The sequence below is a fragment of the Ruminococcus flavefaciens AE3010 genome, from assembly GCF_000526795.1.
GTDB classification, from domain to species: Bacteria; Bacillota; Clostridia; order Oscillospirales; family Ruminococcaceae; genus Ruminococcus; species Ruminococcus flavefaciens_D.
This window is the reverse complement of sequence record NZ_JAGT01000001.1, coordinates 2121373-2145724: the sequence shown is the minus strand read 5'-3', so window position 1 is coordinate 2145724 and position 24352 is coordinate 2121373. Positions and strand designations below refer to the sequence as shown.

The 24352-nt window shown below is 42.6% G+C and carries 25 protein-coding genes and 3 tRNA genes; 23 read left to right on the top strand and 5 right to left on the bottom strand.

The genetic code is table 11. The features are described from left to right. The first annotated feature begins 29 nt into the window (after window positions 1-29). From N774_RS0109370 to N774_RS0109340, 7 genes are all read left to right on the top strand, one after another. Entirely contained in the window at window positions 30-593 is a 564-nt protein-coding gene (locus tag N774_RS0109370; protein WP_024860990.1) for a chromate transporter, read from the top strand. Continuing rightward, complete coding sequence (locus N774_RS0109365; RefSeq protein WP_024860989.1) at window positions 580-1146, top strand: chromate transporter; 567 nt, start codon at window positions 580-582, stop codon at window positions 1144-1146. Before N774_RS0109370 ends, N774_RS0109365 begins: the two co-directional genes overlap by 14 nt. Before the next feature lie 77 nt (window positions 1147-1223). Then, window positions 1224-1532, top strand: a complete 309-nt coding sequence (locus tag N774_RS0109360; RefSeq protein ID WP_024860988.1) for an ArsR/SmtB family transcription factor — start codon at window positions 1224-1226, stop codon at window positions 1530-1532. Window positions 1533-1606: 74 nt separating this feature from the next. Beyond that, window positions 1607-2053, top strand: coding sequence for a C-GCAxxG-C-C family protein (locus tag N774_RS0109355; protein WP_024860987.1), 447 nt, complete (start codon window positions 1607-1609; stop codon window positions 2051-2053). 32 nt (window positions 2054-2085) lie between these two features. Then, entirely contained in the window at window positions 2086-3048 is a 963-nt protein-coding gene (locus N774_RS0109350) for a permease (protein WP_051463433.1), read from the top strand. A 12-nt stretch (window positions 3049-3060) separates the two neighbouring features. After that, window positions 3061-3411, top strand: coding sequence for a thioredoxin family protein (locus tag N774_RS0109345; RefSeq protein WP_024860985.1), 351 nt, complete (start codon window positions 3061-3063; stop codon window positions 3409-3411). A gap of 425 nt (window positions 3412-3836) precedes the next feature. Beyond that, a complete protein-coding gene (locus N774_RS0109340) occupies window positions 3837-4064 on the top strand; it encodes a hypothetical protein (protein ID WP_024860984.1) in 228 nt (75 codons plus the stop codon). Window positions 4065-4084: 20 nt separating this feature from the next. Here N774_RS0109340 and N774_RS0109335 read toward each other — a convergent pair whose 3' ends face one another. Then, a complete protein-coding gene (locus N774_RS0109335) occupies window positions 4085-4849 on the bottom strand; it encodes a DUF1848 domain-containing protein (RefSeq protein WP_024860983.1) in 765 nt (254 codons plus the stop codon). 334 nt (window positions 4850-5183) lie between these two features. Between N774_RS0109335 and N774_RS0109330 the strand changes: the two genes are divergently transcribed. Genes N774_RS0109330 through N774_RS0109310 form a run of 5 tightly spaced genes read left to right on the top strand, consistent with a single transcriptional unit; the run spans window position 5184 to window position 8332 of the window. Beyond that, a complete protein-coding gene (locus tag N774_RS0109330) occupies window positions 5184-5468 on the top strand; it encodes a DUF960 domain-containing protein (protein ID WP_024860982.1) in 285 nt (94 codons plus the stop codon). Between the two features lie 55 nt (window positions 5469-5523). Continuing rightward, on the top strand, window positions 5524-6633 hold the full coding sequence (locus tag N774_RS0109325) for an amidoligase family protein (protein WP_024860981.1): 1110 nt from the start codon (window positions 5524-5526) through the stop codon (window positions 6631-6633). Window position 6634: 1 nt separating this feature from the next. Then, window positions 6635-6787 carry a hypothetical protein gene (locus tag N774_RS19185; RefSeq protein WP_155250384.1) on the top strand — a complete coding sequence of 51 codons (153 nt, stop codon included), beginning with the start codon at window positions 6635-6637 and terminating at the stop codon, window positions 6785-6787. 1 nt (window position 6788) lies between these two features. Further along, window positions 6789-7766, top strand: a complete 978-nt coding sequence (locus N774_RS0109315; RefSeq protein ID WP_024860980.1) for a class II glutamine amidotransferase — start codon at window positions 6789-6791, stop codon at window positions 7764-7766. Next, window positions 7766-8332, top strand: a complete 567-nt coding sequence (locus tag N774_RS0109310; RefSeq protein ID WP_024860979.1) for a recombinase family protein — start codon at window positions 7766-7768, stop codon at window positions 8330-8332. The genes N774_RS0109315 and N774_RS0109310 overlap by 1 nt, the downstream gene beginning before the upstream one ends. 219 nt (window positions 8333-8551) lie before the next feature. Here N774_RS0109310 and N774_RS0109305 read toward each other — a convergent pair whose 3' ends face one another. Further along, window positions 8552-9490, bottom strand: a complete 939-nt coding sequence (locus N774_RS0109305) for a hypothetical protein (RefSeq protein ID WP_207640552.1) — start codon at window positions 9488-9490, stop codon at window positions 8552-8554. Window positions 9491-9727: 237 nt separating this feature from the next. Between N774_RS0109305 and N774_RS0109300 the strand changes: the two genes are divergently transcribed. The 6 genes from N774_RS0109300 to N774_RS0109275 all read left to right on the top strand — a co-directional run bounded on the left by N774_RS0109300 (window position 9728) and on the right by N774_RS0109275 (window position 15796). Continuing rightward, window positions 9728-12655 (top strand): hypothetical protein, encoded by a 2928-nt coding sequence (locus N774_RS0109300; RefSeq protein ID WP_024860977.1) that lies wholly within the window; start codon window positions 9728-9730, stop codon window positions 12653-12655. Window positions 12656-12745: 90 nt separating this feature from the next. Beyond that, entirely contained in the window at window positions 12746-13219 is a 474-nt protein-coding gene (locus N774_RS0109295; RefSeq protein ID WP_024860976.1) for a hypothetical protein, read from the top strand. A 63-nt stretch (window positions 13220-13282) separates the two neighbouring features. After that, window positions 13283-13567, top strand: a complete 285-nt coding sequence (locus tag N774_RS0109290) for a hypothetical protein (protein WP_024860975.1) — start codon at window positions 13283-13285, stop codon at window positions 13565-13567. A gap of 112 nt (window positions 13568-13679) precedes the next feature. Further along, a complete protein-coding gene (locus N774_RS0109285; protein ID WP_024860974.1) occupies window positions 13680-13880 on the top strand; it encodes a helix-turn-helix domain-containing protein in 201 nt (66 codons plus the stop codon). Between the two features lie 58 nt (window positions 13881-13938). Next, window positions 13939-15159: a tyrosine-type recombinase/integrase gene (locus tag N774_RS0109280; RefSeq protein WP_024860973.1), complete on the top strand. Its 1221-nt coding sequence runs from the start codon at window positions 13939-13941 to the stop codon at window positions 15157-15159. 172 nt (window positions 15160-15331) lie between these two features. Continuing rightward, on the top strand, window positions 15332-15796 hold the full coding sequence (locus N774_RS0109275; RefSeq protein WP_024860972.1) for a GNAT family N-acetyltransferase: 465 nt from the start codon (window positions 15332-15334) through the stop codon (window positions 15794-15796). Between the two features lie 264 nt (window positions 15797-16060). Here the strand turns inward: N774_RS0109275 and N774_RS0109270 are convergent. From N774_RS0109270 to N774_RS0109260, 3 genes are all read right to left on the bottom strand, one after another. Continuing rightward, a tRNA-His gene (locus N774_RS0109270) sits at window positions 16061-16136 on the bottom strand. A 63-nt stretch (window positions 16137-16199) separates the two neighbouring features. Further along, window positions 16200-16276 (bottom strand) — tRNA-Arg (locus tag N774_RS0109265). A 35-nt stretch (window positions 16277-16311) separates the two neighbouring features. After that, window positions 16312-16385: transfer RNA gene (locus N774_RS0109260), tRNA-Gly, on the bottom strand. A 760-nt stretch (window positions 16386-17145) separates the two neighbouring features. On the opposite strand from N774_RS0109260, the gene N774_RS0109255 reads away from it, so the two are divergent. Genes N774_RS0109255 through N774_RS0109235 form a run of 5 tightly spaced genes read left to right on the top strand, consistent with a single transcriptional unit; the run spans window position 17146 to window position 24326 of the window. Further along, window positions 17146-18033 carry a carbohydrate ABC transporter permease gene (locus N774_RS0109255; RefSeq protein ID WP_024860971.1) on the top strand — a complete coding sequence of 296 codons (888 nt, stop codon included), beginning with the start codon at window positions 17146-17148 and terminating at the stop codon, window positions 18031-18033. Beyond that, a complete protein-coding gene (locus N774_RS0109250; RefSeq protein ID WP_024860970.1) occupies window positions 18033-18938 on the top strand; it encodes a carbohydrate ABC transporter permease in 906 nt (301 codons plus the stop codon). Before N774_RS0109255 ends, N774_RS0109250 begins: the two co-directional genes overlap by 1 nt. Before the next feature lie 33 nt (window positions 18939-18971). Then, a complete protein-coding gene (locus tag N774_RS0109245) occupies window positions 18972-20705 on the top strand; it encodes a biotin/lipoyl-binding protein (RefSeq protein ID WP_024860969.1) in 1734 nt (577 codons plus the stop codon). A 13-nt stretch (window positions 20706-20718) separates the two neighbouring features. Then, window positions 20719-21891 carry an ABC transporter permease gene (locus tag N774_RS0109240; RefSeq protein ID WP_024860968.1) on the top strand — a complete coding sequence of 391 codons (1173 nt, stop codon included), beginning with the start codon at window positions 20719-20721 and terminating at the stop codon, window positions 21889-21891. A gap of 23 nt (window positions 21892-21914) precedes the next feature. Then, window positions 21915-24326 carry an ABC transporter substrate-binding protein gene (locus N774_RS0109235; protein ID WP_024860967.1) on the top strand — a complete coding sequence of 804 codons (2412 nt, stop codon included), beginning with the start codon at window positions 21915-21917 and terminating at the stop codon, window positions 24324-24326. Window positions 24327-24352 lie beyond the last annotated feature (26 nt).

Here is a 24352-nt window from a genome sequence, read left to right as displayed (position 1 = left end):
TTGGTATAATTTTTTGTAGGAGTGATATTGTGAATAAGAATCTTGAATTGTTCCTGACCTTTATGAAGATCGGGGCTTTTACCTTCGGCGGCGGTTATGCAATGATCCCGCTGATCCAGAAGGAAGTATGCGAAAACAAAAAATGGCTGAATGAAAAGGAAATATCTGATATTGTTGCAATTTCCGAGTCAACGCCCGGACCTATCGCTATCAATGCAGCAACATTTGTAGGGTATAAAACATCGGGTTTTCTCGGAGCGTGCATGGCTACGCTGGGAGTTGTCCTGCCATCGTTTCTTATCATTTCGCTTATCTCCATGATATTGACGCATTTTCAGAGCATTAGACCGGTAAGGTATGCTTTTATGGGTATCAGAGCAGCCGTGCTTGCACTGATACTGAAAGCCCTGTGGATGATGTTTCATCAGGTGAAGAAGAAAAAGCAACCGTTTTCCTATGCGATCATGGGGCTTTCACTTGTACTGACTGCTTTTCTGAAAATTGATGCTGTCTTTGTCATTATCGGCTGCGGCTTGTTTGGTTTGATTTGGTCGCTTTTGAACAGAAAGGAGCAAAGCAATGGTACTGATTAAACTGTTTCTTGCCTTTCTGAAAATAGGTGCGTTCACATTCGGCGGCGGATATGCAATGATCGCAATGATACAGGCGGAAGCAGAACGTCAGGGCTGGCTGACACAAGAGGAACTTGTCGATTTTGTGGCTTTGAGTGAAAGCACACCCGGACCGCTTGCAGTGAATATGGCTACATTTGTAGGGATGAGAACTTGTGGTGTGCTCGGAGCAATCATCGCAACACTTGGTATTGTTCTGCCGTCATTTATCATTATACTCATCATTGCAAAGTGTTTTGAGAAGTATGAGAAAAGCAAAGCTGTAGGCGGTATCATGTCTGGATTGAAGCCTGCCGTAGTCGGAATGATAGGTGCAGCCTTTATATCTGTTACGAGGACAGTGTTCTTTCCGTCTGGTATCAGTATATCTGTTTTTTCTTCAGCGGGCTTTTGGATATTCCTCGGATTATTCGCCGTTACCACCGTGCTTGCGTTCAAAAAGGTACACCCGATCAAGATCATTATTCTGTCTGCGGTGATAGGGATAGGCGCAGGATACGGACTGGGATTGTAATAGAATTTAGAAAAACATATTGACATTTTTCTATGCGTATGATATAATATAGAAAATCTTCAATATGAGGTGAGAACGTGGAGTTATCAAACAAGCAAATCACGGTAATATTCAAAGCCCTGTGTGATGAAAACAGAGTTCAGATATTCAGAATCCTGCAAAACGGCGAACTATGCGCCTGTCATCTCCTTGAGGAGCTTCACCTGAGTCAACCAACACTCTCTCACCATATGAAGGTGCTCTGCGACAGCGGACTTGTGGTCGGCAGAAAAGATGGCAAGTGGATGCACTACTCTATTTCGCAGGAAGGTGCTAAGATCGCTATGGACTGCCTGAAAGAGATCACGGCAGTAAATGAAAACGATTGTAATTGCTGCAATAAATAAGCCGTATGGTCATACGGCTTTAAACAGCGGGAACAAATCGATACATCTAAATATAACAATCGGAGGATAAGAAAATGGATAATGTTTCAAAAGCAGTTCAGTATTATGAGAAAGGCTATATGTGCTCGCAGGCAGTATTTGCGGCGTTTGCAGAGCAGTTCGGTATAACAGAAAAACAGGCTTTTCAGATAGGCGCCTGCTTCGGCGGAGGAATGTGCAAGGGCGAGGTCTGCGGTGCGTGTACGGGTGCGCTGATGGTGCTCGGAATGAAATACGGACAGTTCGACCTCAATGATACAGCTAGCCGTGCCAAAGGCCGTGATATGGCAGTTAAGTTCCTTGACGAGTTTGAGAAGCGCAAGGGTTCATATATCTGCCGTGACATTCTTGGCTGTGACCTCAGAACAGACGAAGGCAGGGATTTCGCAAGGTCAAACGGACTATTCAGAACGCTCTGTCCGGAAATGGTCAGGACAGCAGCAGGGATACTGACCGAAATCCTCGGAGGCGATGAAGAATAGTGTGGGACTTTATCCAGGATGAGATATTCGGCATGAAATGGCTGAACAGGCTTATCGGCTCTTTGCTGAACGCCTGTGGTCTTGATACTGAGAGCAAGCTGGGCGGCAGTCTGCAATTCTTCATCTATGACATGATAAAAATAATGGTTCTGCTAGGCGTGCTGATATTTGTGATAACCTATATACAGAGCTATTTTCCACCAGAAAGAACGAAAAAGATACTTGGCAGGTTCCACGGTATCGGCGCAAACTGTATCGCAGCTTTGCTCGGAACAATCACACCATTCTGCTCCTGTTCCTCAATACCGCTGTTCATGGGCTTTACAAGTGCAGGACTTCCGCTGGGCGTGACGTTCTCATTTCTTATATCGTCACCAATGGTAGATCTCGGTTCACTTATCCTGCTGATGAGCATTTTCGGCTGGAAGGTCGCTGTAGTATATGTGGTTGTCGGACTTGTTATTGCAGTTGCAGGCGGTACGCTTATCGAAAAGCTGCACCTTGAAGATCAGGTGGAGGAGTTTATACGAAACGGCAAGAGCATTGACACTCCGCAGAATGAACTTACAAAGCGTGATAGAATGAAATACGCCTGGAAGCAAGTAGCTGAAACGGCAAAGAAAGTTTTGCCCTATATCATAGTCGGAGTTGGAATCGGAGCCATTATTCACAACTGGATACCGGAGGAATGGGTAGTCATAGTTCTCGGAACCGGCAACCCGTTCGGAGTTATCATAGCCACTATCTGCGGTATACCGATGTATGCTGACATTTTCGGCTGTATCCCCATTGCAGAAGCACTGGTCGCAAAGGGTGCAAAGATCGGCGTAGTTCTCGCATTTATGATGGGCGTTATTACGCTGTCACTACCGTCAATGATAATGCTGAAAAGGGCAATAAAGCCTAAGCTGCTTTGCATTTTCATCGCTATCTGTACGGTCGGAATTATCCTTGTCGGATATTTCTTTAATCTCATTCAGAATTACATCATTTAGGAGGAATATATCATGGCATTATTTGGTAAGAAAAAGGAAGAGAAGAAAGAGGAAACTTCATGCTGCTGTTGCGGCGGAGAGCAGACTGCAACTGAGACAGCTTCGACTTGCTGCGGTGAACCTGTTGACGGTATCTGCTGTATCAAGGTGCTCGGTTCGGGCTGTAAAGCCTGCCATCAGCTCTACGACAACACTGTCAAGGCAGTTGAGGGAATTGGCATCGAGGTCGAGTATGTCACAGACTTGCAGAAGATAATGGAGTACGGTGCAATGTCAATGCCTGCACTTGTAGTCAATGATAAGCTCGTTTCCTCTGGTAAAACTCTGAAGCCTGCGGAGATATTGAAGCTAATTGGTGAATGACAAAATAAAGGCAGCCGTAATGGCTGCCTCTCATATCAAATCCTGTTTTTGTAACATACGATTATAACTGCTGACAATGGAGAGTATTTGCTCTATCAAATTTTCAGCGAAATATAGCTTTTAATGAATTGAAGTTTGATTGCCACACTATCCACAGTACAGGCTGCTATCGCTTCTAAGTAGTAGTTCTAAAGTCACGATTTCATGGGAGTTTCCGATAACCTTTGAAATGGCGAAAGCCTATAAAAAGGCTCATGGAAGCTATTTACGGAAAAATCAGTGGCGAGATATCAAAATGGTGTTCTGTCTTGAAGTAGGATAAACACTGAAAAATAATTAAAGCCTCGTATCTGCGGTGTTCAATACACTGCTGTTATGGGGCTTTTTTGTTGTTATGATAAAAAATGAAAGGAAGGTAACATGTTATGATCACCACAGTAAGATGCAGAAGTTCCCCCATATCACAAAATTCAGGAGTTGTCAATACTTTTCCTGAAATTTCTTTGGAGGGCTACAATGCACAAAACAAAGAGTTTGTCAAGAGGTTTTTTGAAAAAAATTTTTGTCTCCCCCAAGCACAAAATGAATCGGTTGTCAATAGTATTTTGAAAATTTCTTATGATTTTTCAAAAAAAGAAGCTGGTGGCAGCTGATGGCGTACTGTAAAGTTGAGCTAAAAGGCGGTTTCACTGTAAGCTCCAATATCTGTACCAAGAACGCAGCTGCACTCCGCACGCTGCGACTTCTTTTTTGGAATATCAAGGTAACTTCCTATAGCTGCCTCAAATGTTTCTTTGGTCATGCAGCCGTTACAGTCTACACCATACTGCTCGAGGTCATTTCCCTCAGCACAGGCTTTTATCGTTATTCCGTAAAGCTGTCCGATCTCTGCGAAAGCCTTACCAATGGCGATACGCTCCTGTGGAGTTACTGTTCTTGCCTGCGGAAAATTCCGCTTGACCTTTTCATACAGGTCAATAAAGCTAATAACACAAACTTGTGTATATCCTGAAAGCGTATTACACATTTTCTTGAAGTCTGATATATGCCGTTCAACGGTATATGTGCTGTCAATGAATATCGGATCATACCTCCATCCGATACAGTTGACTCCGACAGCTTCTGAGAGCGATATGAAGTCCTGCATGACCTGCTCCTTCGCCAGAACATTAGGTTCAATGTCTTTTCCGTAGGGAGTAATAGTCACGAACCAATATTGATGAAACCGTTTCAGCTCGTCAATATACTTCAGCATCGGAGCAGGATTCTTAGTGCAGAAGGCTATACAGTCAACAATCTCAGGATCAAGCTCATATCGTGTTATCCAGTCCTGACGATATGGATTACGCACAAGAACGTAGCCTTCACGTATCCTGTTCATGAACCATTCTGAGTAAAATGCGGGGATATCTGTCCGCATCCCTGTGTTTATTATCATTTTTCTTCCTTTTCCCTCACAGCAGTGATATCAAAACATCACTGCTGTTATGTATATATGCCGCTTAGCCGCCCGTAATGGGCGGTATAGGCAGATCAGATGTATTCTTTTCAGTCTTTCTTTTATTATAATGAGAAACAGAAAGCAAAGTCAAGAGAAAATTCCGATTATTTTGATTTTTCATATGTATATCATTATCATGTAATGATAATTGTTATTACATTTTTTTCCGATTTACGGCCATATTCCTATTATTTCTTTTTTTCGTATGTATATTGTTAATGTGACAGAAGCTTTTGTCGCCAACAAAAATGCGAAAGGAGGAAATGATACCGTGTTTGATAACAACCGATACCTGACCTGTGGCGTTGATAGTACGATTCCGTTGGAGTTACAGCTGTTTCTTTGGGAGTGTGTAGAGCGTATGCCTGCTCCAAAAGACTATTTGCAGGTCTTTGAACTGAGTGCAGCTGGTCCTATGCAGGCTATTACTCATAGCTCGGAAGAGCCTGAATACCGTATGACGTATCTTATACCGTCTGAGAAGCCTATAACGGAAAAGCTGTACATAATAGATGACGGTGATCACTGCACAATGCTTTTAGCAGAAGAATATTAACAGTAATGCCAGCCCCTTCGGGGGCTGGTTCATTTTGTTTACGGAGGTTTTTACAATGGATGAAAAGAACGAAAATGTCTTGTATTGCTCTCACTGCGGAGCAGTCATAGGCGATGACGAGGACTACGAAACTATTGATGGAGAGGTAGTATGTACCGATTGCGTTGAACAGCATACCACAACCTGCGATAGGTGTGGAGCTATAATCTGGACCAGTGAAAGCTACGGAGACGACTACACAACGCTTTGTAGTCATTGCTATCACAATCACTACACCCGATGCAGCTGCTGTGATGCGCTATTACACGAAGATGATGCTTATCATCTTGACGGTTACGATTATTGCTCGGAATGCTATCACGATGAAGTCGATAAGAACCGCTCTATCCATGATTACGGTTACAAGCCTGAGCCTATCTTTTACGGTGATTCCAAGCGGTATTTCGGCGTAGAACTGGAGATTGACGGAGCAGGCAAGGACAGTGACAATGCCGACGAATTGCTTGTTATTGCCAACAGAGATCAAGAACACATATACATCAAAGGTGACGGCTCATTGGACGATGGTATGGAGCTTGTAACTCACCCCATGAGCCTTGATTTTCATAAGCAGTTTCAGTGGGAAGATATCATGAAAAAGGCTATATACTTGGGATATCGCTCACATCAGACAAGCACCTGTGGACTTCACGTTCATGTCAATCGCTCCTGTCTAGGCGATAGTCGTGAAGCGCAGGATGAGGTTATAGCACGTATCTTATACTTCATCGAACATCATTGGAACGAGATGCTTAAGTTCAGTCGCCGCAGTGAGTACAGTATGAACCGCTGGGCTGCGCGATATGGCTTTGAAAAGACAGGTCGTGAAATTCTCGATAAGGCTAAAAAGGGTAATAATGGCAGATATGCAGCTGTGAACTTAATGAATTACACCACAATCGAGTTCAGACTTTTCAGAGGCACGCTCAAGTATAACACTCTTATTGCAGCGCTTGAGCTTGTAAACGCTATCTGCGATCTCGCTATCAGCTTAACTGATGAAGGTATAGCACAAATGTCATGGTCAGAGTTCGTTGATACAGTGAAAGAACCTGAGCTGATACAGTATCTGAAAGAGCGCAGACTCTATATCAATGAAGAAATCGAAACACAGGAGGATATGTAAAATGGGCTTATTATCAGATTTATTCGGTATGGACGAAGATACCGAGAAAGATATAAAGGACGTGCTAAAGACGGTCGGTGTTATCGCTACAATACTTTTCGCAGGCGGTGCTATTGACGGTATCGGTTGTGATGATGATAAGGAGGATAATTGATATGTGCGCATTATTTGGATGGCTCGATTATAAAGGAATCGTTCCGTATAGGGTACTCAAGAAGCTTACCCAGGCTCTGGCAAATGCTGCGGAAGAGAGAGGAACAGATGCAGCAGGTATCAGTTATATTCATGACGGTAAGGTCACTATATTCAAGCGACCTAAGCCAGCTCATAAACTGCACTTCAACGCTCCTGCCGAAACGAAAGCTGTTATGGGACATACGCGGTTAGCTACCCAGGGCGATAAGAAGCAAAATTACAATAACCATCCCTTCGCAGGTCATGCTGATACAGAGTTTGCCTTTGCACATAATGGCGTACTCTGGAACGACAGAGATCTGCGCAAGGACGGAGTAATTCCCAATACATATATAAATACGGACAGCTATATCGGCGTACAGTTGATAGAGAAACAAGGCAAACTCGACTTCGACAGCCTCAAGTACATGGCTGAAACGGTGGAGGGTAACTTCACTTTTACTGTCCTTGACCAGTACAATAGCCTATACATTATAAAAGGAAGCAACCCGATGTACCTGCTCCATTTTGAGACAATAGGTCTGTATGTATACGCAAGTACTGAAAGCATCATGAAGAAGGCTCTGAAGCAGTTGGGACTTCATAAGTTTGAGTCAAAGCGTATTGATACCGAAGAAGGCGATATTCTGTGTATTGACAGAAACGGTAAAATCACACGCTCACGATACGAGCCTAAAATATATAGATCCAAGTATATGAGCTGGTACGATTATGATGACTCTTCATACTTTAATATGCATGAGGAAATCCTTTTGGCATATTGTGGCTGCTATGGCGTTGACAGCGAAGACGTTGAGCTCCTTTTGGAGTACGGCTACACCTGTGATGAGGTGGAGGATATGCTCATGGAGCCAAGCCTGCTCCGAGAAGCACTCAGAGATGTAAAATATATGTGTGGCGAAGATTTGTATGAAAGCTGCTATGGTGGTGTGTTCTGATGGGCAGAATAGGATATATCCGTGTATCAACGGAACATCAGGAGACCGCACGACAAGAAGCGTTGATGGAGCAGTACCAAGTAGAACGTGTCTTTGCTGAGAAGATATCAGGCAAGAATGCTGACCGTCCCGAACTGAAAGCTATGCTGGAGTATGTTCGCGAGGGAGATACTCTATACATTGAGAGTATCAGCAGGCTCGGAAGATCGACCAGAGACCTGCTAAACATTATAGATGTATTGCAGCGCAAAGGCGTAACTCTTGTCAGTGCCAAAGAGAATATCGACACAGACACTCCGCAAGGGCGATTCGTACTGTCTATATTTGCAGCACTTTCAGAGCTTGAACGTGAGCAGACTTTACAGCGCCAACGCGAGGGTATTGCTATTGCTAAGGCACAGGGAAAGTATAAAGGTCGGCAGCCTCAACCTATAGACTGGATAAAGTTCAGTCAACTTTACGAGCAGTGGAAGGCGGGCGCTATTACAGCAGTATGGTTTCAGAAAGAGATGGGCCTGCGTGCCAACACCTTTTACCGCAGGCTCAAAGAGTACGAAAGAAAATAAATATAAATGAGACAGAGCCGGGACAGGTCCCGGCTCCAATCATATTTCAATAGGGTGTCGTTTTTATTTGCAATATTGCAAAAGCGCAAAAACCATTTCTGGGAAACAGATTTTGCGTATGTCATTAGACCTTGGTCATGTGAAACATTAATGAGCCTCCGAACGGAGGCTCGCTAAGCTTATACTATTTCAGTCTGAATGAAGAGAAATTCTTGCTAATTATAATTCATCTATGCACTCAAGTAAAAGATTGAGATTATCTTGAAATTTCTTCATCATAGTATTGAATTCTTCAAGCTTAAAATCTTTTTGCGAAGCAATATATTTGTTATCGACTATATCGTTAGCAATATCATATAATGCTTTTATGCAAGTCTTAATTCGAACTTTAGTTTTTAGCAAACTAACAAGAGCTGAGCATTCCTGAATACAAATATCGTATTCGTTGTTATACAATTTTATTTGTTCAATTAAACATTCCCGAAGACCAAGTCGCCATTTAAGCTCGTTGTCATAATTATTCTTGGTTGAACGTATACCATTTATAGCTACTCCTATTTTATGAAGCTTTTTAATACTTTCGTCAATTAAATTGCAAATATTCTTTACTTCTTTCTTTTCAGATTCGGAAATTGTATAAGAATAAGTAACTTGAGCGGGATCGGTTTTGTCTTTGTTCTTAATATTGACATGTTCTTGATTTTTATCCATTCCAAGTATATCATGAAACCATTCAGCCAAGATATTAGACATATTATCAAATGTAACGTCAGGAAATTCTACTTTGACTTTTTCATGTAATGCTTCTTTATAACTCTTACCGTTATATCTGTCTCGATAAGTCTTTGTGTCCTTATGCTTTGTTTCATATAGTCTTTCAATGTATTTTACTAATAGCTCCTTATTATATTCAGCATCATAGAGTGCTTTAACAACTGAGCCAAATGGGTCACCGCCGATATATCCATTTATAGTTTGCATTGAAAATATAATGCTATTAGGCTCTTTAACGCTTCCTTTTAATAAGTTTAAAACAAAAAACGGCTTAGCTGTGAATTTCTCCATATTAAAGTCCCCACCATAAAAATATCCTTCTATATAGATTAAGTTAATAAACTTGCCAAAAGGCTTATCCATAACCATCTCACTTCCTTTCAAAAAATATAAAATATAATATAATCCATTTTGAATTGTATAATATTTGCCCTGAAGTATAATACAAGTAAGGACCAAAAGTCCAAAAAAATCTCAGATGCTGTTAGAAGCAGGTGAAAAAAATATTGAACGTCACAAAAGCCCCAAATCGGCTCCAAACCAGCTGGTATTTGTGACCATTGAAAAAATTCACCTACTTCTGCGGTTACTGAAATAAAAATACGAAAGGGGCAATGCAATATGCCTGTCGAAAGAATGCTGCCTCAGCAGCAACAACATCCGCCTGAGGTAATCCAAGCAGATACTCCCAAAGGCGCAAAAGTTTTCGGGATAACAAGATTTGGCTTCAAAAGTTTTGATGAGTTGATTCATAAATCGGCTCAGGAGTACGGAGTGGAGTTTGATCTGTTTTTCTCAAACTCGCTCGGAACTCAACACGGTTGGATGAAAGTGTTCAACGGAAAAGTTACGAAAACTATTCCACTTCTAGAAATCAGCGTATCTTATTCACAACAAGTTATTCAAGCTGGGACGAAAATAGGATACATTATAAAGTATTATCATACCACAATGTCCGACACTACCGAGGATTTCATTTCATATGTACTATTCGACAAGCACAAGGTAAGTGAAAGGCTCAACGTTCCGCCTCAAGGCAGCAAGAGTAAGGATGAACTTTGCGAGAAGTTGGTCGAGACTCTGATTATTGAGAAAGCAGAGGAAGCAGAACCAATTGAGGTAGGAGCTAAGCAAGGATGGTGTCTGGTCTCTGAAATCAGTGTATTTTGGGAATCTCGCATGAAATACCCAACGGTGCTACAAAAGATGATCCCAGAGAGCATCGCTGGACGTGAAACACCGAAAATCAGAAAAGCTCTATTTAAAAAGGAACATGGTTGGGACAGAGCGTTTAATGAGATATTCAACACTTGGCCTGATCTTAAAGTTCCATTCCTAATCCGTGAATCAAGCTATATGCTTACATTTGTGGGAGAGTATGGCGTTTCGTTCAATCAGATCATTAATTTCAAAACTACTGATATGGCTGACAGTTCATTGTGGGCTGCAATGTTTGATAACGTAAGTTACGGTCACGGTTCAGTACTCTCACTGAGCAGGGCCAAGAATATCGAACATGCAAGCAGGCTGCTGAATGATGCAGTTCTGCTTGTTGTTGATGATACAAAGGCAGATGAATCAAAAAAACGTGAGGAAGCAATAGATGTTCTTCAGCGTAGGGCGCTCAACAGCAATTCTGGTTTCTGTCAGATACCAGTGATCGTATCAGATTACGCATTTGCTCAGATGCGTCCGGATCTGTGTATTGATTTCTCAGGTTATGATGGTAACTATGATATCAGTCAGGCAGTCCTGACAGAGGTATTGGAGTCCCACGACGCCAAGCTCATCGAAAGAATACAGAAGGAATTTTGTGAGTTTATCGAGATTTTTAATGCGAATATCGAAGAAGTCTCTAAGAAGACTCCGTATATGATTCCTGCTCAACGCAGAAACGCTTACTATATACTCGTAGCTGCCCTACGAACATATGATGAATATTTTGGCGTATTCTTCGACGAAGGAACAGAGTCGAGGCTGGTAGATATCCTTAGTACATACAACGAGGTTGGTTCAAGTAACGATGAGTTACTACTTACTCTTCTAGGCAACTGTCTGAATGAGGAGATTAGCAGCGGACGCTTTAATTTCATAAAGCGGACGAAGTTTATCGTTATCAATCAAGGAAACAACTCGGTCATCGTTGACGATGACTACGTCTATTTCGATACGGACATAATAGGAGAGCTTGCTCGCAGTAAGTTAAAGCTTAATAGCGTCAACACACTTACGGATGCAATAAAAGCAAGCGATTGCCTTAATATCAATGATCACAATAGCAAGTGTTACAGGTTTCATGTTCAGAATTCCGATGGGGAATCGTATATGCTGTATACTTACGGCGTAAGCAAGAAACTTATCAATGCAGAAAATCGTAAGAGGCTTGAACTTGCCGATTATCAGAAGTTCCTTCTCGACTATAGTGAGCTTGGACAGAACGAGTTACTTCCGCTGGGTATAACAGCAGATGGCAGATATGTTGGTAAGGATATATCATTTGGGAATAAGTCCAACGATCATATCTTTATCACAGGACAGAGCGGAAAAGGCAAGTCCTTCTGCGCAACAAATTTATTACCATTATTGGCGATGCTCGGGAGCAGGATGCTCGTTTGTGACGTAAGTGACTCATTCACTCGTGATGAAGTTATCAGAGCACTTCCCCCAGAGGTCGTCGATGCTCTATTCGAGTTTATCGAAGTTGCTGACGGCAAAAGAAAAATACCTGTAAATCTTTTGCTCATTGGAGACTGTTCCGGCCTTCCGGCTAGGAAGCGCCGCATTGTCAGCTTTATTAAGGCTATTGCGGGTAAACTCGATAAGGACGAAACAAGATCCCTTACTGGCGTAATTTCGGATATGCTGAAGAGGTATCCAAATATTACTTCAGTTTCAACCGAAATGCTCCGTAACGCGCTTAAAAGAGGCGGTAAGGTCGGCAATCATGTGTTCAGCCTTATCAGTTCTACGCTTGACGACATTGACAAGATAGGGTTCGAGGAGCAAGGCTGGGCAGAATTCTTTGAAAAAACAAAAAAGATTCCGGTTCTATACTTGGGGAACGAATCAGGTGATAAAGAACACTCATTACTCGATGCATTGATAGCATCGGCTTTTGAGTGGCAACGAGACCATGATACAGCTCCGCTGTCAATAGTTGTGGACGAGATCAAAGACCAGTGTTTTGCTGAAGGCAGTCCACTACATACTATATTGACCCAAGGAAGAAAGTTCAACACCAAGTTCATAGGTATGACTACGGAATATATCTCAATCGGCAGTCGCGCTATCGACGTAGTTAAGGAGGCAGGTATCAAGATTTTCTTCCGACCTGCTAAATCCCTCGAGCGTATAGCTGTCGAGCTTGGATATAAGAACGCAGCTAACGCTGGCTTCGGTTCTATGGGTATCGGTGATATTATACTCTGCGCTGAGTTGTACAATAAAATTGACGGGGTGAACGAGCCTATCGTTATTCACGCAAAGGCTATCAAGTTCATCGACACACCTCTCTATGGAAAGTTCCAGAAGGAGTACGGTATAAAATAAGTTAATACTGGTTGCGCCCTTCGTGGGCGCACCGTATACAATAATTATATGCTAAATGACCATACAGGTCAAGCAGAAGGAGAAAAAATTATGTCAGAGTTAAAATGTAATAAAATCAACAAATATGAAAAAACCAATAATGTTAAGTCTGAGCCACCAATAGAGATTAGTACTTATTCCATAGAGGTTGGCGAAAAGATACTTGAAATGGGTTATTGCTTAAAGAGTGGGGAAAAATTTATTAAAAAGTTAACGGATGTGTTTTGGGTTAGGGAAGTTATTCGCTGTGCTAATCCATATAGAATAATAGAAATTGTCAAGCTCGTTTATTCAACATGCTGCAACGGTGTATGTGTTGCTATTATGCCGTTTAAAGATTTTTTGAATTGCAAGTATGACAAGTACTGCAATAATATCAAACGTTTCCCTGAATGCAGTGATAACGATTATAACAGATTATTTGATTATAATATCAAAAGTGCGGTTTATAAAGATGAGTATTTGAATTTTGACGAGATAGATAAACTCAAAGCTCGTTTTGGTACTTCCCCATTCCCATACTAATGGAGGTATTTGCCTAATAATTACCATATCAAGTCAAGCTCGGCTCTGAAAGGAGAGATTACTATGTATAGCATTAACCCACCACCGCTTTCAAAAGCAGGTTGGATATGGCTGAGGGAATGGCAGCATAAAAAAGGAATTTCCGATGAAGATTTTGCTTCCGGCCTGAAGATCCATATGAATACATTGAAATCCTATGATAATTCAGCACATACTTTGACTATCGAGAAGTTGGATAATCTCATGGCTACCGTAGGGGAAGAACCAATAGTTTATGTGATAAATAAGTATATTGAATATATTGCGAATTTGAGAAGATTCCAAGCTTACATTAACCATATGAACTAATATAATCCACAGAAATCAATGTGGTAAAACAACTGAGATGATTCAGTCTTGGTTGATAATATATGTAACTATAGTAAGCAGGTCAAGTGCCCTGCTCAGAAAGGAGAAAAAGATGTTAACAGCAGAGAATACATTTAAAGAGTATCCTGATATTGTTTCTACGAAGCAGATGATGAAAATGCTTCACATAGGCAGAAACAAAGCGTTTGAACTGCTTAAGGGCGACATACCGTCTATCAGAATAGGCAGCACGCACAAGATACCGAAGCTTTACATTATCGAATACCTCAATAAGCATTCGATGGAAAGTTAATATCATAATCACGGCTGCTGCGATGAACGGCAGCCGGATTTTTAGGAGGGTATAAATTATGGATTATAAGCTTCACACAAATAAAGGTCTGTGGCATGTCAACTTTTATGTCGCAGATGCTAAAGGCAAGAAAAGACGCAAGCAGTTATCTACCGGCATAAAGGCCTATGATAAGTACGGCAGAGAGATTAATAAGAAGCTTGCTGATGCAAAGGCCAAAGAGATAGTTGCGAGATTTGACGGTATCGTTGATAACGATTTTTCGACGTGGACGTTAGATAAATGTGTAAAGTACTGTCTTGAAAGCAATAAGACGAAGATATCTCCGACAACGTATAATGACTATGTTTCGGCTATAAATAAGCATATAACGCCATACTTTAAGAACGGGAAGCCATTGAAGGATATGAAGGCAAGAGATATAGAAGTGTTTAATGAGTATAAGTTGAATCAGGGGTTGAGCCCAAAGACTGTACATAAGCTTCTAAGTCTTATAGGTCCTGCATTCAGATATGCTGAGAAGAACGATTTTATCATTAAGAACCCTATGAGGGTTGTTGACAGGCCGTCGAAGGTCAAGAAGGAAGGCTGCTACTACAATGCAGCGCAGCTTAATATCCTTGCTCATGCGGCTAAAGGCTCATACATAGAAACACCTGTAGTACTTGCTATGGTACTCGGACTCAGAAGGTCTGAGATAGTCGGTATAACCTGGGATAACGTCGATTTCAATAAAAGACTGCTGCATATAAAGCAGAGCGTTATTATGGGCGATTCCAGCATACTTCCGCATGGGACCTATAAGGTCATAGGTCACACCAATAGCCTTAAGCCGAAGGATATTATTCTGAAATACTTCCTCAAGACTGAAAGCAGCGAGAGAAGCTTTACGATCAACGATGCACTTTATAACTATCTTAAAGCTCTTAAAGTAAAGCAGGAGACTATGATGAGGGAGACAAATGAGTATAAGGATTTCCTGTGCGTTAACCCTGTAGGTGCGTTAATAACGCCGGACAGTATAACGCATCAGTTTACTAAGCTCCTTGATGAAAATGAGCTCCCTCATATCAGGTTCCATGAACTCAGGCACTCTTGTATCAGCCTTCTCGCAAATAATAATGCGTTCTCGATGAAGCAGATACAGGACTATGCCGGGCACAGTGACTTTCTCACGACTTTTAACGTGTACAGTCATACCGATGATTCAGATAAAAAGAATGAAATGGACTATATTACAAGCTGCTTCACAGACCTATTCGGTGATAGCAGTGACTAATAAACGAAGAGCAGGTGTTCCTATATCGGGAGTACCTGCTTATGTTATACATGCTTGCTTATCACTTCTCATAGCAGTATTCTTGACTTTTGGCGACAGTGCAGTGTATAATATGGATAGTAAGCAGGGAACTGTGATAAATCGGAGTTTGTAAGAAGATCGAGGAAGTAGAATGAATATTGTCATAGTAGAAGAAAAACAGGTAAAAACAATTGTAGACATGTCTGTCAGAGCATTTGAAACAGACGTAAATGTTGGCGGAACAAAAGGCGACTGTCCGCCTGAATATGATTCAGTAGAATGGCATAAACAAATGGCTCGAGAGGGGCATTTGTATCAGGCAATGATAGGAAAAGATATTGTGGGAGCAGCCGTCATATTCTCGGACGAAACAAAAAATACCGTGTACATTGGCAGAATTTTTATTGACAGCATCTATCATAGAAAAGGTTATGGAACTCATTTAATGGAGTGCATAGAAAAGTACTACCCATTTGCCGAAGAATTTAATCTGGACACTCCAAGCTGGAATGTACGGACAAACGCTTTTTACGAAAAATTAGGGTATCAAATCATAAAAGAAGAGGACGGATTTGTTTTTTACAGGAAGACGAGAAAGGGAACTTCTAAATTCTGATTTAGCTTAGTACCATGATAGATTCAAAACTTATGGAAAATGATACAGAGAGTCCCCGCGAGTGCGGGGACTTATAGTTTTACGTTTTAACATTAATCGCGCGGCAGAAGAGTTATCAGCCCGATGAAAGATAGAACTTTTCATTTCTTTTTTTATGACATTGATATGCAGCTGATTTTGCAAGTATCGTCAAAAAGTGTAGGAAAACTGTAGGAAAAAAACGAAAAAAGCACTTCCGATTTCTCGAAAGTGCCTATTTCATGAGGGTGGGAGATGGGATTCGAACCCACGGTCTTCGGGACCACAATCCGACGCTTTAACCAGCTAAGCTACACCCACCATATTCAATAAATAAAAACGAAGCTCTCCATTAGATGGAGTCAAGTAACGGAGAGTTTCGGAATGGCGCGCCTTGCTGGATTCGAACCAGCGGCTTACTGCTTAGAAGGCAGTTACTCTATCCAGCTGAGTTAAAGGCGCACAGAAAACTTTAGCAGCAAAAGCTGCTAAGAGAATGGAGCGGGTGATGGGAATCGAACCCACGTAACCAGCTTGGAAGGCTGGAATTCTACCATTGAACTACACCCGCACGGCGTTTCAACATGAAATATTGTATCATAATCAGAGCTGATTGTCAATACCACTTTTGAAAAAAAGTCACATTTACTAAAAAAATCGACCTGTCAAACTTTATGAAAGACAAAATGCCGATTGATATTGTAAAACATGATTTTTTATAAAAAATCATGTCACAAAACGTTATTGTCTAACGTCTAATATAATAGAAGAGTATGGTATATTCAGTTCGGGCTTCTGCATTATTAAGAAAGAATTAAGATTTTCCGCAGTTTAAAAATAAGAATATGCATTTATAATTTCTAATAAAGTGACGGATTTGTAATTTAAAAGTCACGTTAATGTCACGTTTGTGTAGTATGATATGAATGTAATAAGGGGAGCGGCGGAAAAGAGCTGTCCGCATACATTGCTTTTTACTAAAAAAATCCCGAAATACAGGTCTTTATTTGCAATTATGCAGAAATATTCCCTGAATGTGAAGAACTGCTGCTCATTCTATTGACAAGGCTTTGTCAATGTTGTATTATTTTAAATGTGTAACAGAATACGAAAATATTTTTTATCAATGCACAAAATGACATACTTCGGTTGTGTTATTAGTGTGGAATGTTTTATACAGCCAATTGATACATACTAAAAGTTAAATTAAAAAAATATTTCTCGGCTTCGTCTTTTACGGCTTGGAAAAACACTTATATATAGAGCAGCCAAAAGCGAGGACGAAATAAAGATATAGATCAGCATAAGATTTTTTGTAAGGTTGTGTTAAAATGAGAAATAAGACAAAGGATCAGTGCGGAAGAAAAGGTGAGAGGATATTCAGCAATGTGTGCGTGCTGCCGAGCCTTATGGGAGTAATGATATTCTTCCTTGTTCCGTTCTGCATAGTAATATACTACTCACTGATCAACAATCCTGTTCTGAAGGATTTTGTCGGGATCGAAAATTACATCAAGCTGTTCAGCAATTCAGCTTTTACAAAGGCTGTTAAGAACACTGCGTTTTTCTCACTTGTAGCGGTACCGCTTTCGGTTATACTGTCTCTGGGGCTTGCGATGCTTCTGGAGCGCAATATCCCCGGCAAGAGCATATTCAGAACATTCTTCCTGAGTCCTCTGATGGTCCCCACTGCTTCTGTAGTTCTTGTGTGGCAGGTACTCTTCCACAATCACGGAACGGTCAATCAGATAGTTGAGGCAATGGGCGGACACTCAGTTGACTGGCTGAAATCCTCATCGGGACAGCTGGTTATAATATGTATGTTCCTATGGAAAAACTTAGGCTACAACATGATACTCTTCATGTCGGCGCTGTGTGCAATACCAAAGGACATCATTGAGGTGGCTGACCTTGAGGGTGCGGGAAGCTTCTATAAATTCGTACATATAAAGCTCAGGTATCTTTCGCCGACTATCCTGTTCGTGCTGATACTTTCCATGATAAATTCATTCAAGATATTCCGTGAGGTATACCTCCTGACGGGAAATTATCCCAACGATTCGCTTTATATGCTCCAGCACTTCATGAACAATACGTTCAACAGCCTTGACTATCAGAAGCTCTCGGCAGCAGCGGTGCTGTTTGCCCTTGTTATGATAGTGATAATGGCAGTTCTCCTCATTGCCGAGGACATCTTCGGAAAGGACGTGGAGAACTGATGAAGCTGAAAAGAATATCGGTGAAAAGCCGAAGAAAAATAATCAATTCCTTAGTATTTGTATTTATATTCATGGCGGCTGTACTGTTTATTATGCCCACGGTGCTGACGCTTGCAAACTCCTTTATGACTTCAAATGAGATAAACGCCAATTACGGCGCTATGCTGTCGAATATGACCGAGGACAAAAAGACCTTTATCTCCAGTAATGTAAACCTTAAATTCATTCCCGACAAGGTGACATTTGACCAGTACAAGGCAGTCCTCATTCAGAATTCCGACTATCTCATGAAGTTCTGGAACTCGGTATGGCTGACAGTTCCTATAACAGTGTTCCAGATGGCTGTGGCGATACTCACGTCATACGGATTCTCAAGGTATCCCAATAAATTCAAGGGTATCATCTTCTTTGCATATATCATACTTATGATAATGCCCTATCAGGTAACTCTTGTTCCCAATTATCTCGTTGCGGATAAGTTCGGACTGTTGGATACCAGACTTTCCATAATACTTCCTGCTGTATTCTCGCCTTTCAGTATATTCCTGCTGACAAAGGTAATGCGGCGCATACCTGTCTCATTTGTTGAGGCGGCAAAGCTTGACGGCGCAGGAGAATTCAAGATACTTACCAAAATATATATCCCACTTTGCAAGGGAGCTATAGTATCCATTGCCATGCTGGTATTCATAGATTACTGGAACATGGTGGAACAGCCCCTTGTACTTATGAAAGAATCTACGCTTCACCCCCTTTCCGTATTCCTTTCACAGATAAGCACAGGCGATATAGGTCTGGCGTTTGCGGTAGGAGTCGTATACATGATACCGACGGTGCTGATGTTCCTCTACGGTGAGGATTACCTCATAGAGGGAATAACCTATTCGGGCGGAATCAAGGGCTGATGCAGAAAAGTCATCTCTCAAAGGAGTAATAATATGAACGAAACAAAAGAAATTCAGGATATACAGGCAGAGCGCGGAGAAAAAGAAGCAAAGTCGCCTGCCAAAAGACGTGAGCTCATAAAGACGCTTATCATAATATTTCTGGCGCTGATGCTGGTGCTCACATTCTTTTCAAATACCATAATGAACAAGGCGCTCCCCGAGATCTCCACTGAGTCGGTTACTTCGGGAAAGCTCACTGAACGCATCAGGTCACAGGGCACTGTTGAGTCGAATCAGGCGTATGAGGTAAAGGCGGAAGCCAACAGAGTGGTGGAAAAGGTACATATAAAGTCGGGACAGGAGGTCCACAAGGACGACGTCCTCTTTACAGTAAACGCTGTGGGAAATGAAGCCCTTGAGCTTGCTGAATCGGATTACGACAAGGCAAAGCTGGATTACGAAACAGCTCTCCTGAAGGAGCCACTTGATTATTCCGAGGACAATCGGGAAATAAATGCTGCACGTGATGAGATAAATGCTCTCATCGCAAAGCGGGACGCCGCAAGGAACAATGAAGGAATATTAGCTGCGGAAAAGGAGAAAAACAAGTCCAACAAGGCTGAGTATTCAAGAGTTTCCGCTTTACAGACAAAGCTTGATACGGCTGTCCAGAATATCACTTCTGATATGTATGAGGAGGCTGACCCCGAATTCATCGGAGACCTTCCGACTCTTTACAGTGTTTATGCAGCTGCCGAGGAGGAGTACAAGACAGCCCACGATCTCTATGTAGAGGCTCTCACTGCAAACGCAAATGTTGAGATCACAAAGGCAGAGGCTGACGCCAAGCAGGCAGTAAGAGATTCTGCAAAGGACGCTTACATCAGTGCAAAGAGCAGCAAGCGCAGCGAGCTCAACTCACGTCTCAGCGAGGTCTCGGAGGAAGCTGCAAGGCTCAAGGGCGAGATAGAGGCTTACACCGACTCGATTACAGAGGAAGCAGGTAAAGACACCTATGAGTCTCTTGCCGCAAGCGTTATTGAAAAGCAGAATGCCCTTGAAAAGAAGATCATCGAGCTCAACAAGACAAAGAAGAGCGATTCCATAAAGGAACAGCAGAATGCTCTCAATCTTGAGTCCCTTAAAAAGGACATGGAAAGAAAAAAGGAAAAATATGAAAAGCTGAAAAAAGACGATAAGGCTACCGAGATAAGATCAAAGTACGACGGCGTTGTAAGCGCCATTAACATAAAGGTCGATGAGACTACCGTTGAGAATTCGCCCCTTGCCGTTATCGATCTTGTTTCCGAGGGCTATACCGTAAAGCTCACCGTTGACGCCGACAAGCTCAAAAAAGTCAAGAAAGGCGCCATTGCCGAGGTCATGAACAATTACGACGGCGATGTGGAAGCCGTTCTCAGCGAGATCAAAAGCGATCCGAGTGCGGGAGCAAAGAAAAAGTCCCTTATTTTCACGGTAACAGGCAATGTTGAATCGGGAGACACTCTTGATCTTTCCATTCCGCTCGGAAGCGGAACATATGATGCCATAGTCCCGAAAAGCGCAGTTGTTCCCGACAACGGCAGCAGCTACGTGCTTGTAGTCCGTCAGAAGAGCACTCCTCTTGGCAACCGCTATTATGCTGAAAGAGTTACCGTCAACGAAGAAGCAAAGGACGAGGTCTCCTGTGCAGTTTCGGGAGACATCAGCAGAGGCGACTTCGTTATCACCGCAGCAAGCAAGCCTCTCCATCCGGGAGATCAGGTACGCATGAAGGATAAATAAGGCGGTGCACCTTATGAAAAAAAGATTCAGACCTGTTTATGCGGTCATCGCCGCGGTGAATGCCGCCGCAGTTGCAGGAGCGCTGATACTCACGGCAGCGGGGAGCAGCGCTGCAAGGTCACAGCGTTACAACTACGCCCATGACCGCTGGAAAAACGGCAGCAAGGGAGATTACTCACAGGTGAGCTGCTTTTTCAGCGAGGACGCAGGCTTTGACAGGAATGAGGCAGCAGGCGTCAAGTCAAGACTGATGGGCAAGCTTAAAGAGGCTGCCATAGAGCCTAAGGAGACACAGAAGCTTGTCCCCGACGCATACAGCGCTTCGGCGGGAAAGGTCACGGTAACTGGCGATATCGGAAAGCGCTCGGAAGCAGAGATTACCGTGGCGGGAGGAGATTTCTTCCTGTTCAGGAGCTTCGATCTTGTCAGCGGCGCATTTTTCTCTGACGACGATCTTATGCAGGACGGAGTGGTCGTTGACCGACAGCTTGCATGGAATCTGTACGGCACGGACAATGTGGCAGGCAGCAGCATATACATAAACAACGTTAAGCTATATATTTCGGGAGTCATTGAACTGCCCCGAACTGATGCCGAGGAGCGCTGTATCAGCAGTACTCCCATGGCGTATATATCATACTATGCAGCAGAGCTTGTATTCGGCAGCGGTCCCGAAGAGGGCGGCGGAGATAAAGCCGGGTTCAGAAAGATCACCTGCTACGAATTTATCAGTCCCGAGCCTGTTGAGAATTTCCTTTATAACTTTGCAAAAGAGGATCTCAGCGAACTATACAGGGGGCAGATAAGCATAGTCGACAACAAGGAGCGATTTGTACCCGACAAGAGGGTCAAGGCTCTGAAACGGCTTGAGGACAGCGTTGTCCGTAAGGACAAGATAGTCTATCCGTTCTGGGAGAATGCTTCAAGAATGGTGGAATTCAAGCTTTCATTCATCTACGGAGGGCGCAGGCTTCTCCTTGCTATACCGCTTATAACGCTGATATGGCTGATAATCATGGCATACAGGACGTTTACGCGAAAGAAAAAAGAGCTCGGAAAGGCTGCGGTAAGCTTTGTATCGGCGAAGATGTCATCGCTGAGAAAAAAGAACAGCCGCAGCACGGAAGAGAACAAAGAAAGCTCCGCAACAGAAAAACAGGAGCAAACAAAAGAAAGTAAAATATAAAAAAACAAAAAAGAGGAATTATTATGAAAAAAACATTTACGACCAGAATCACAGCATTAACAGCAGCATTAACAGTTATCGTCGGCTCGGCAGCTTCATGCGGCAAAAGAGACAACGACAGCGAGGGAAGATCGAAGACAACAAAGGAGCTCATGGCAGCTTCCTACAAGGCAGTGGAAATAGACACTGATGTGGACGATGTCCAGAGCATTGACAGGATCGACGAGAACAGGATACTTCTCGGTTCGGCTGATGGAAGAAGCAATAGTCCCACATTCTATATCTCTGACAATGATTTCCAGAACTGTGAGCAGATCGATATCGACTGGGGCATAAAGGAGAGCGATGATGTTTACTTCAATACAGCCTACAGCCCTGACGGCGAGATACTGGCATTTGCAACATTCTGTGACTACGGTGACAAGGAGAAGCCGAATTTCGAGGATCCGAATTTCGATTATGAAAACTTTGACTTTGAAGAGTTTTACAGCAACGTAACATACAGCTATAAGCTTTATGCAGTCGATCTTGAAGGAAATATCAAGTCAAAAACAGATATTACAGGCCTTGAAGAATATGAAGATGAAGACGGTAACATTAACATCGGACGCATGTTCCCATGCGGCGGCGGAAAGATCATCTGCGAGACTTATATGGGCGAGACAGATGCTATCATCATAAACTCTGACGGAAAGGTCGGGGGCGAGCTCGACGGACTCGATGCCACCTATATCGACAGCGTTGCAGTGCTTGATGACAAGACCGTCGGTGTAGCAGGCTATTTCAAGGACGCTGATACCGCTGTCAAAATGCTTGACATTGATACGATGAAGCCCACAGGCGACGTTATCGACCTGAAGAAAGCAGGACTTTCAGATAATACAGGTACACTGTTCAGAGGCAACGGCGATTATAAGTTCCTTATGAGTACTTCTACGGCTCTCTGCGGAGTCAAGGAGGACGGAAGCGGCGTTGAGATCATCAACTGGCTGGATTCCGACTTTGGAAACGGCGATGCAAGCTCAATAATCTCCATGGATAACGGCGATTATGTAGTTGCGTATCAGGATTACAGCAGCATGACAGCCAGCTACGGACTGTACAGACTTACAAAACGTGACATTTCAGAGATCGAGAATACAAAGGTACTCACTATCGGCGTTATGTACGATAACTGGAGCGTAAAGCAGATGGTATCCGACTTCAACAAGTCTCACGACGGCGTTCGCTTCAAGATGGTGGATTACAGCAAGTATGATGAATACGACATGGAAAACGACAAGAGGATAAGCTCGGGAGAAGAGCAGCTCAAAAAGGATATCGTTTCAGGCAACGCTCCCGATATGATAGTATGCCAGAATCTGGCTATCATCAAGAATCTGGCAAACAAGGGACTTTTCGTTGACCTCAACGATTATCTCTCAAAGGACAGCGATATCCATACCGACGACATTATGCCCAATATCCTTGAGGCATGCAAGGTCGGCGGCAAGATGCTCTCAATTCCCACATCATTCAACGTAGAGACATATGCTATCAAGGAAAAGAACTTTGATAAGGATACATGGACTATCGACGAGATGATCGATACATACAGTAAGATGCCCGAGGGAACATCTCTCACTGCCCTTGACTCCAAGGAGTCCATTACCGAGATGATAATCAGCTCTCTCAGCAGCTGTATCGACTACGAAAAGAGGACCTGCAGCTTTGACACTCCCGAGTTCAAGAAGATACTCGACTTTGCAAACAAGTTCCCCAAGCAGGACGATATTATCGACTGGGACGACAACGATGCTGTTAATGAGATCTACAACAGTGACAACTTCATGAAGGATAAGCAGCTCATCGAGAATGTTTATATTTATAGTTTTGAAATGTACATTTCTCAGTTCAAGGGCAGATTCGGCAACGACAAGGTCAAGTTTATCGGCTTGCCTTCAGTAGGCGGAAACGGCGGCGTTATCTCACTGTCAGAGAATCTTTCTATCCTTGCGGATTCTTCCGATAAGGACACCTGCTGGGAGCTCATCAAGGAATTCTTCAAGGAATCTGATGAAGAGGATGAGGATTCACAGATGATGTATATGAACGGACTTTCCACTATCAAGTCCAAGTTCGATAAGATGGCTGATGCTGCTACAAAGAAGCCTTACTATATAGACGAAAACGGCAAGAAGATAGAGTACAACTACACATACTACGATCAGAGCAAGAACAAGGCAGTTGATATTGATCCTCTCACTGAGGAAGAGAAGAATGAGCTGGTAGACTATATCACCAATGCTACAGTTGTTGCAGATGAGTTTGATCCTGAGATACAGAATATCATCATAGAAGAAGCCGAGGCTTTCTTTGAGGGTGAAAAAACATCTGACGAGATCATCAAGAATCTCCAGAGCCGTGTTTCTCTGCTTCTCAGCGAGCAGGGCTGATAATATTCATGTAAACCTACTTAAAT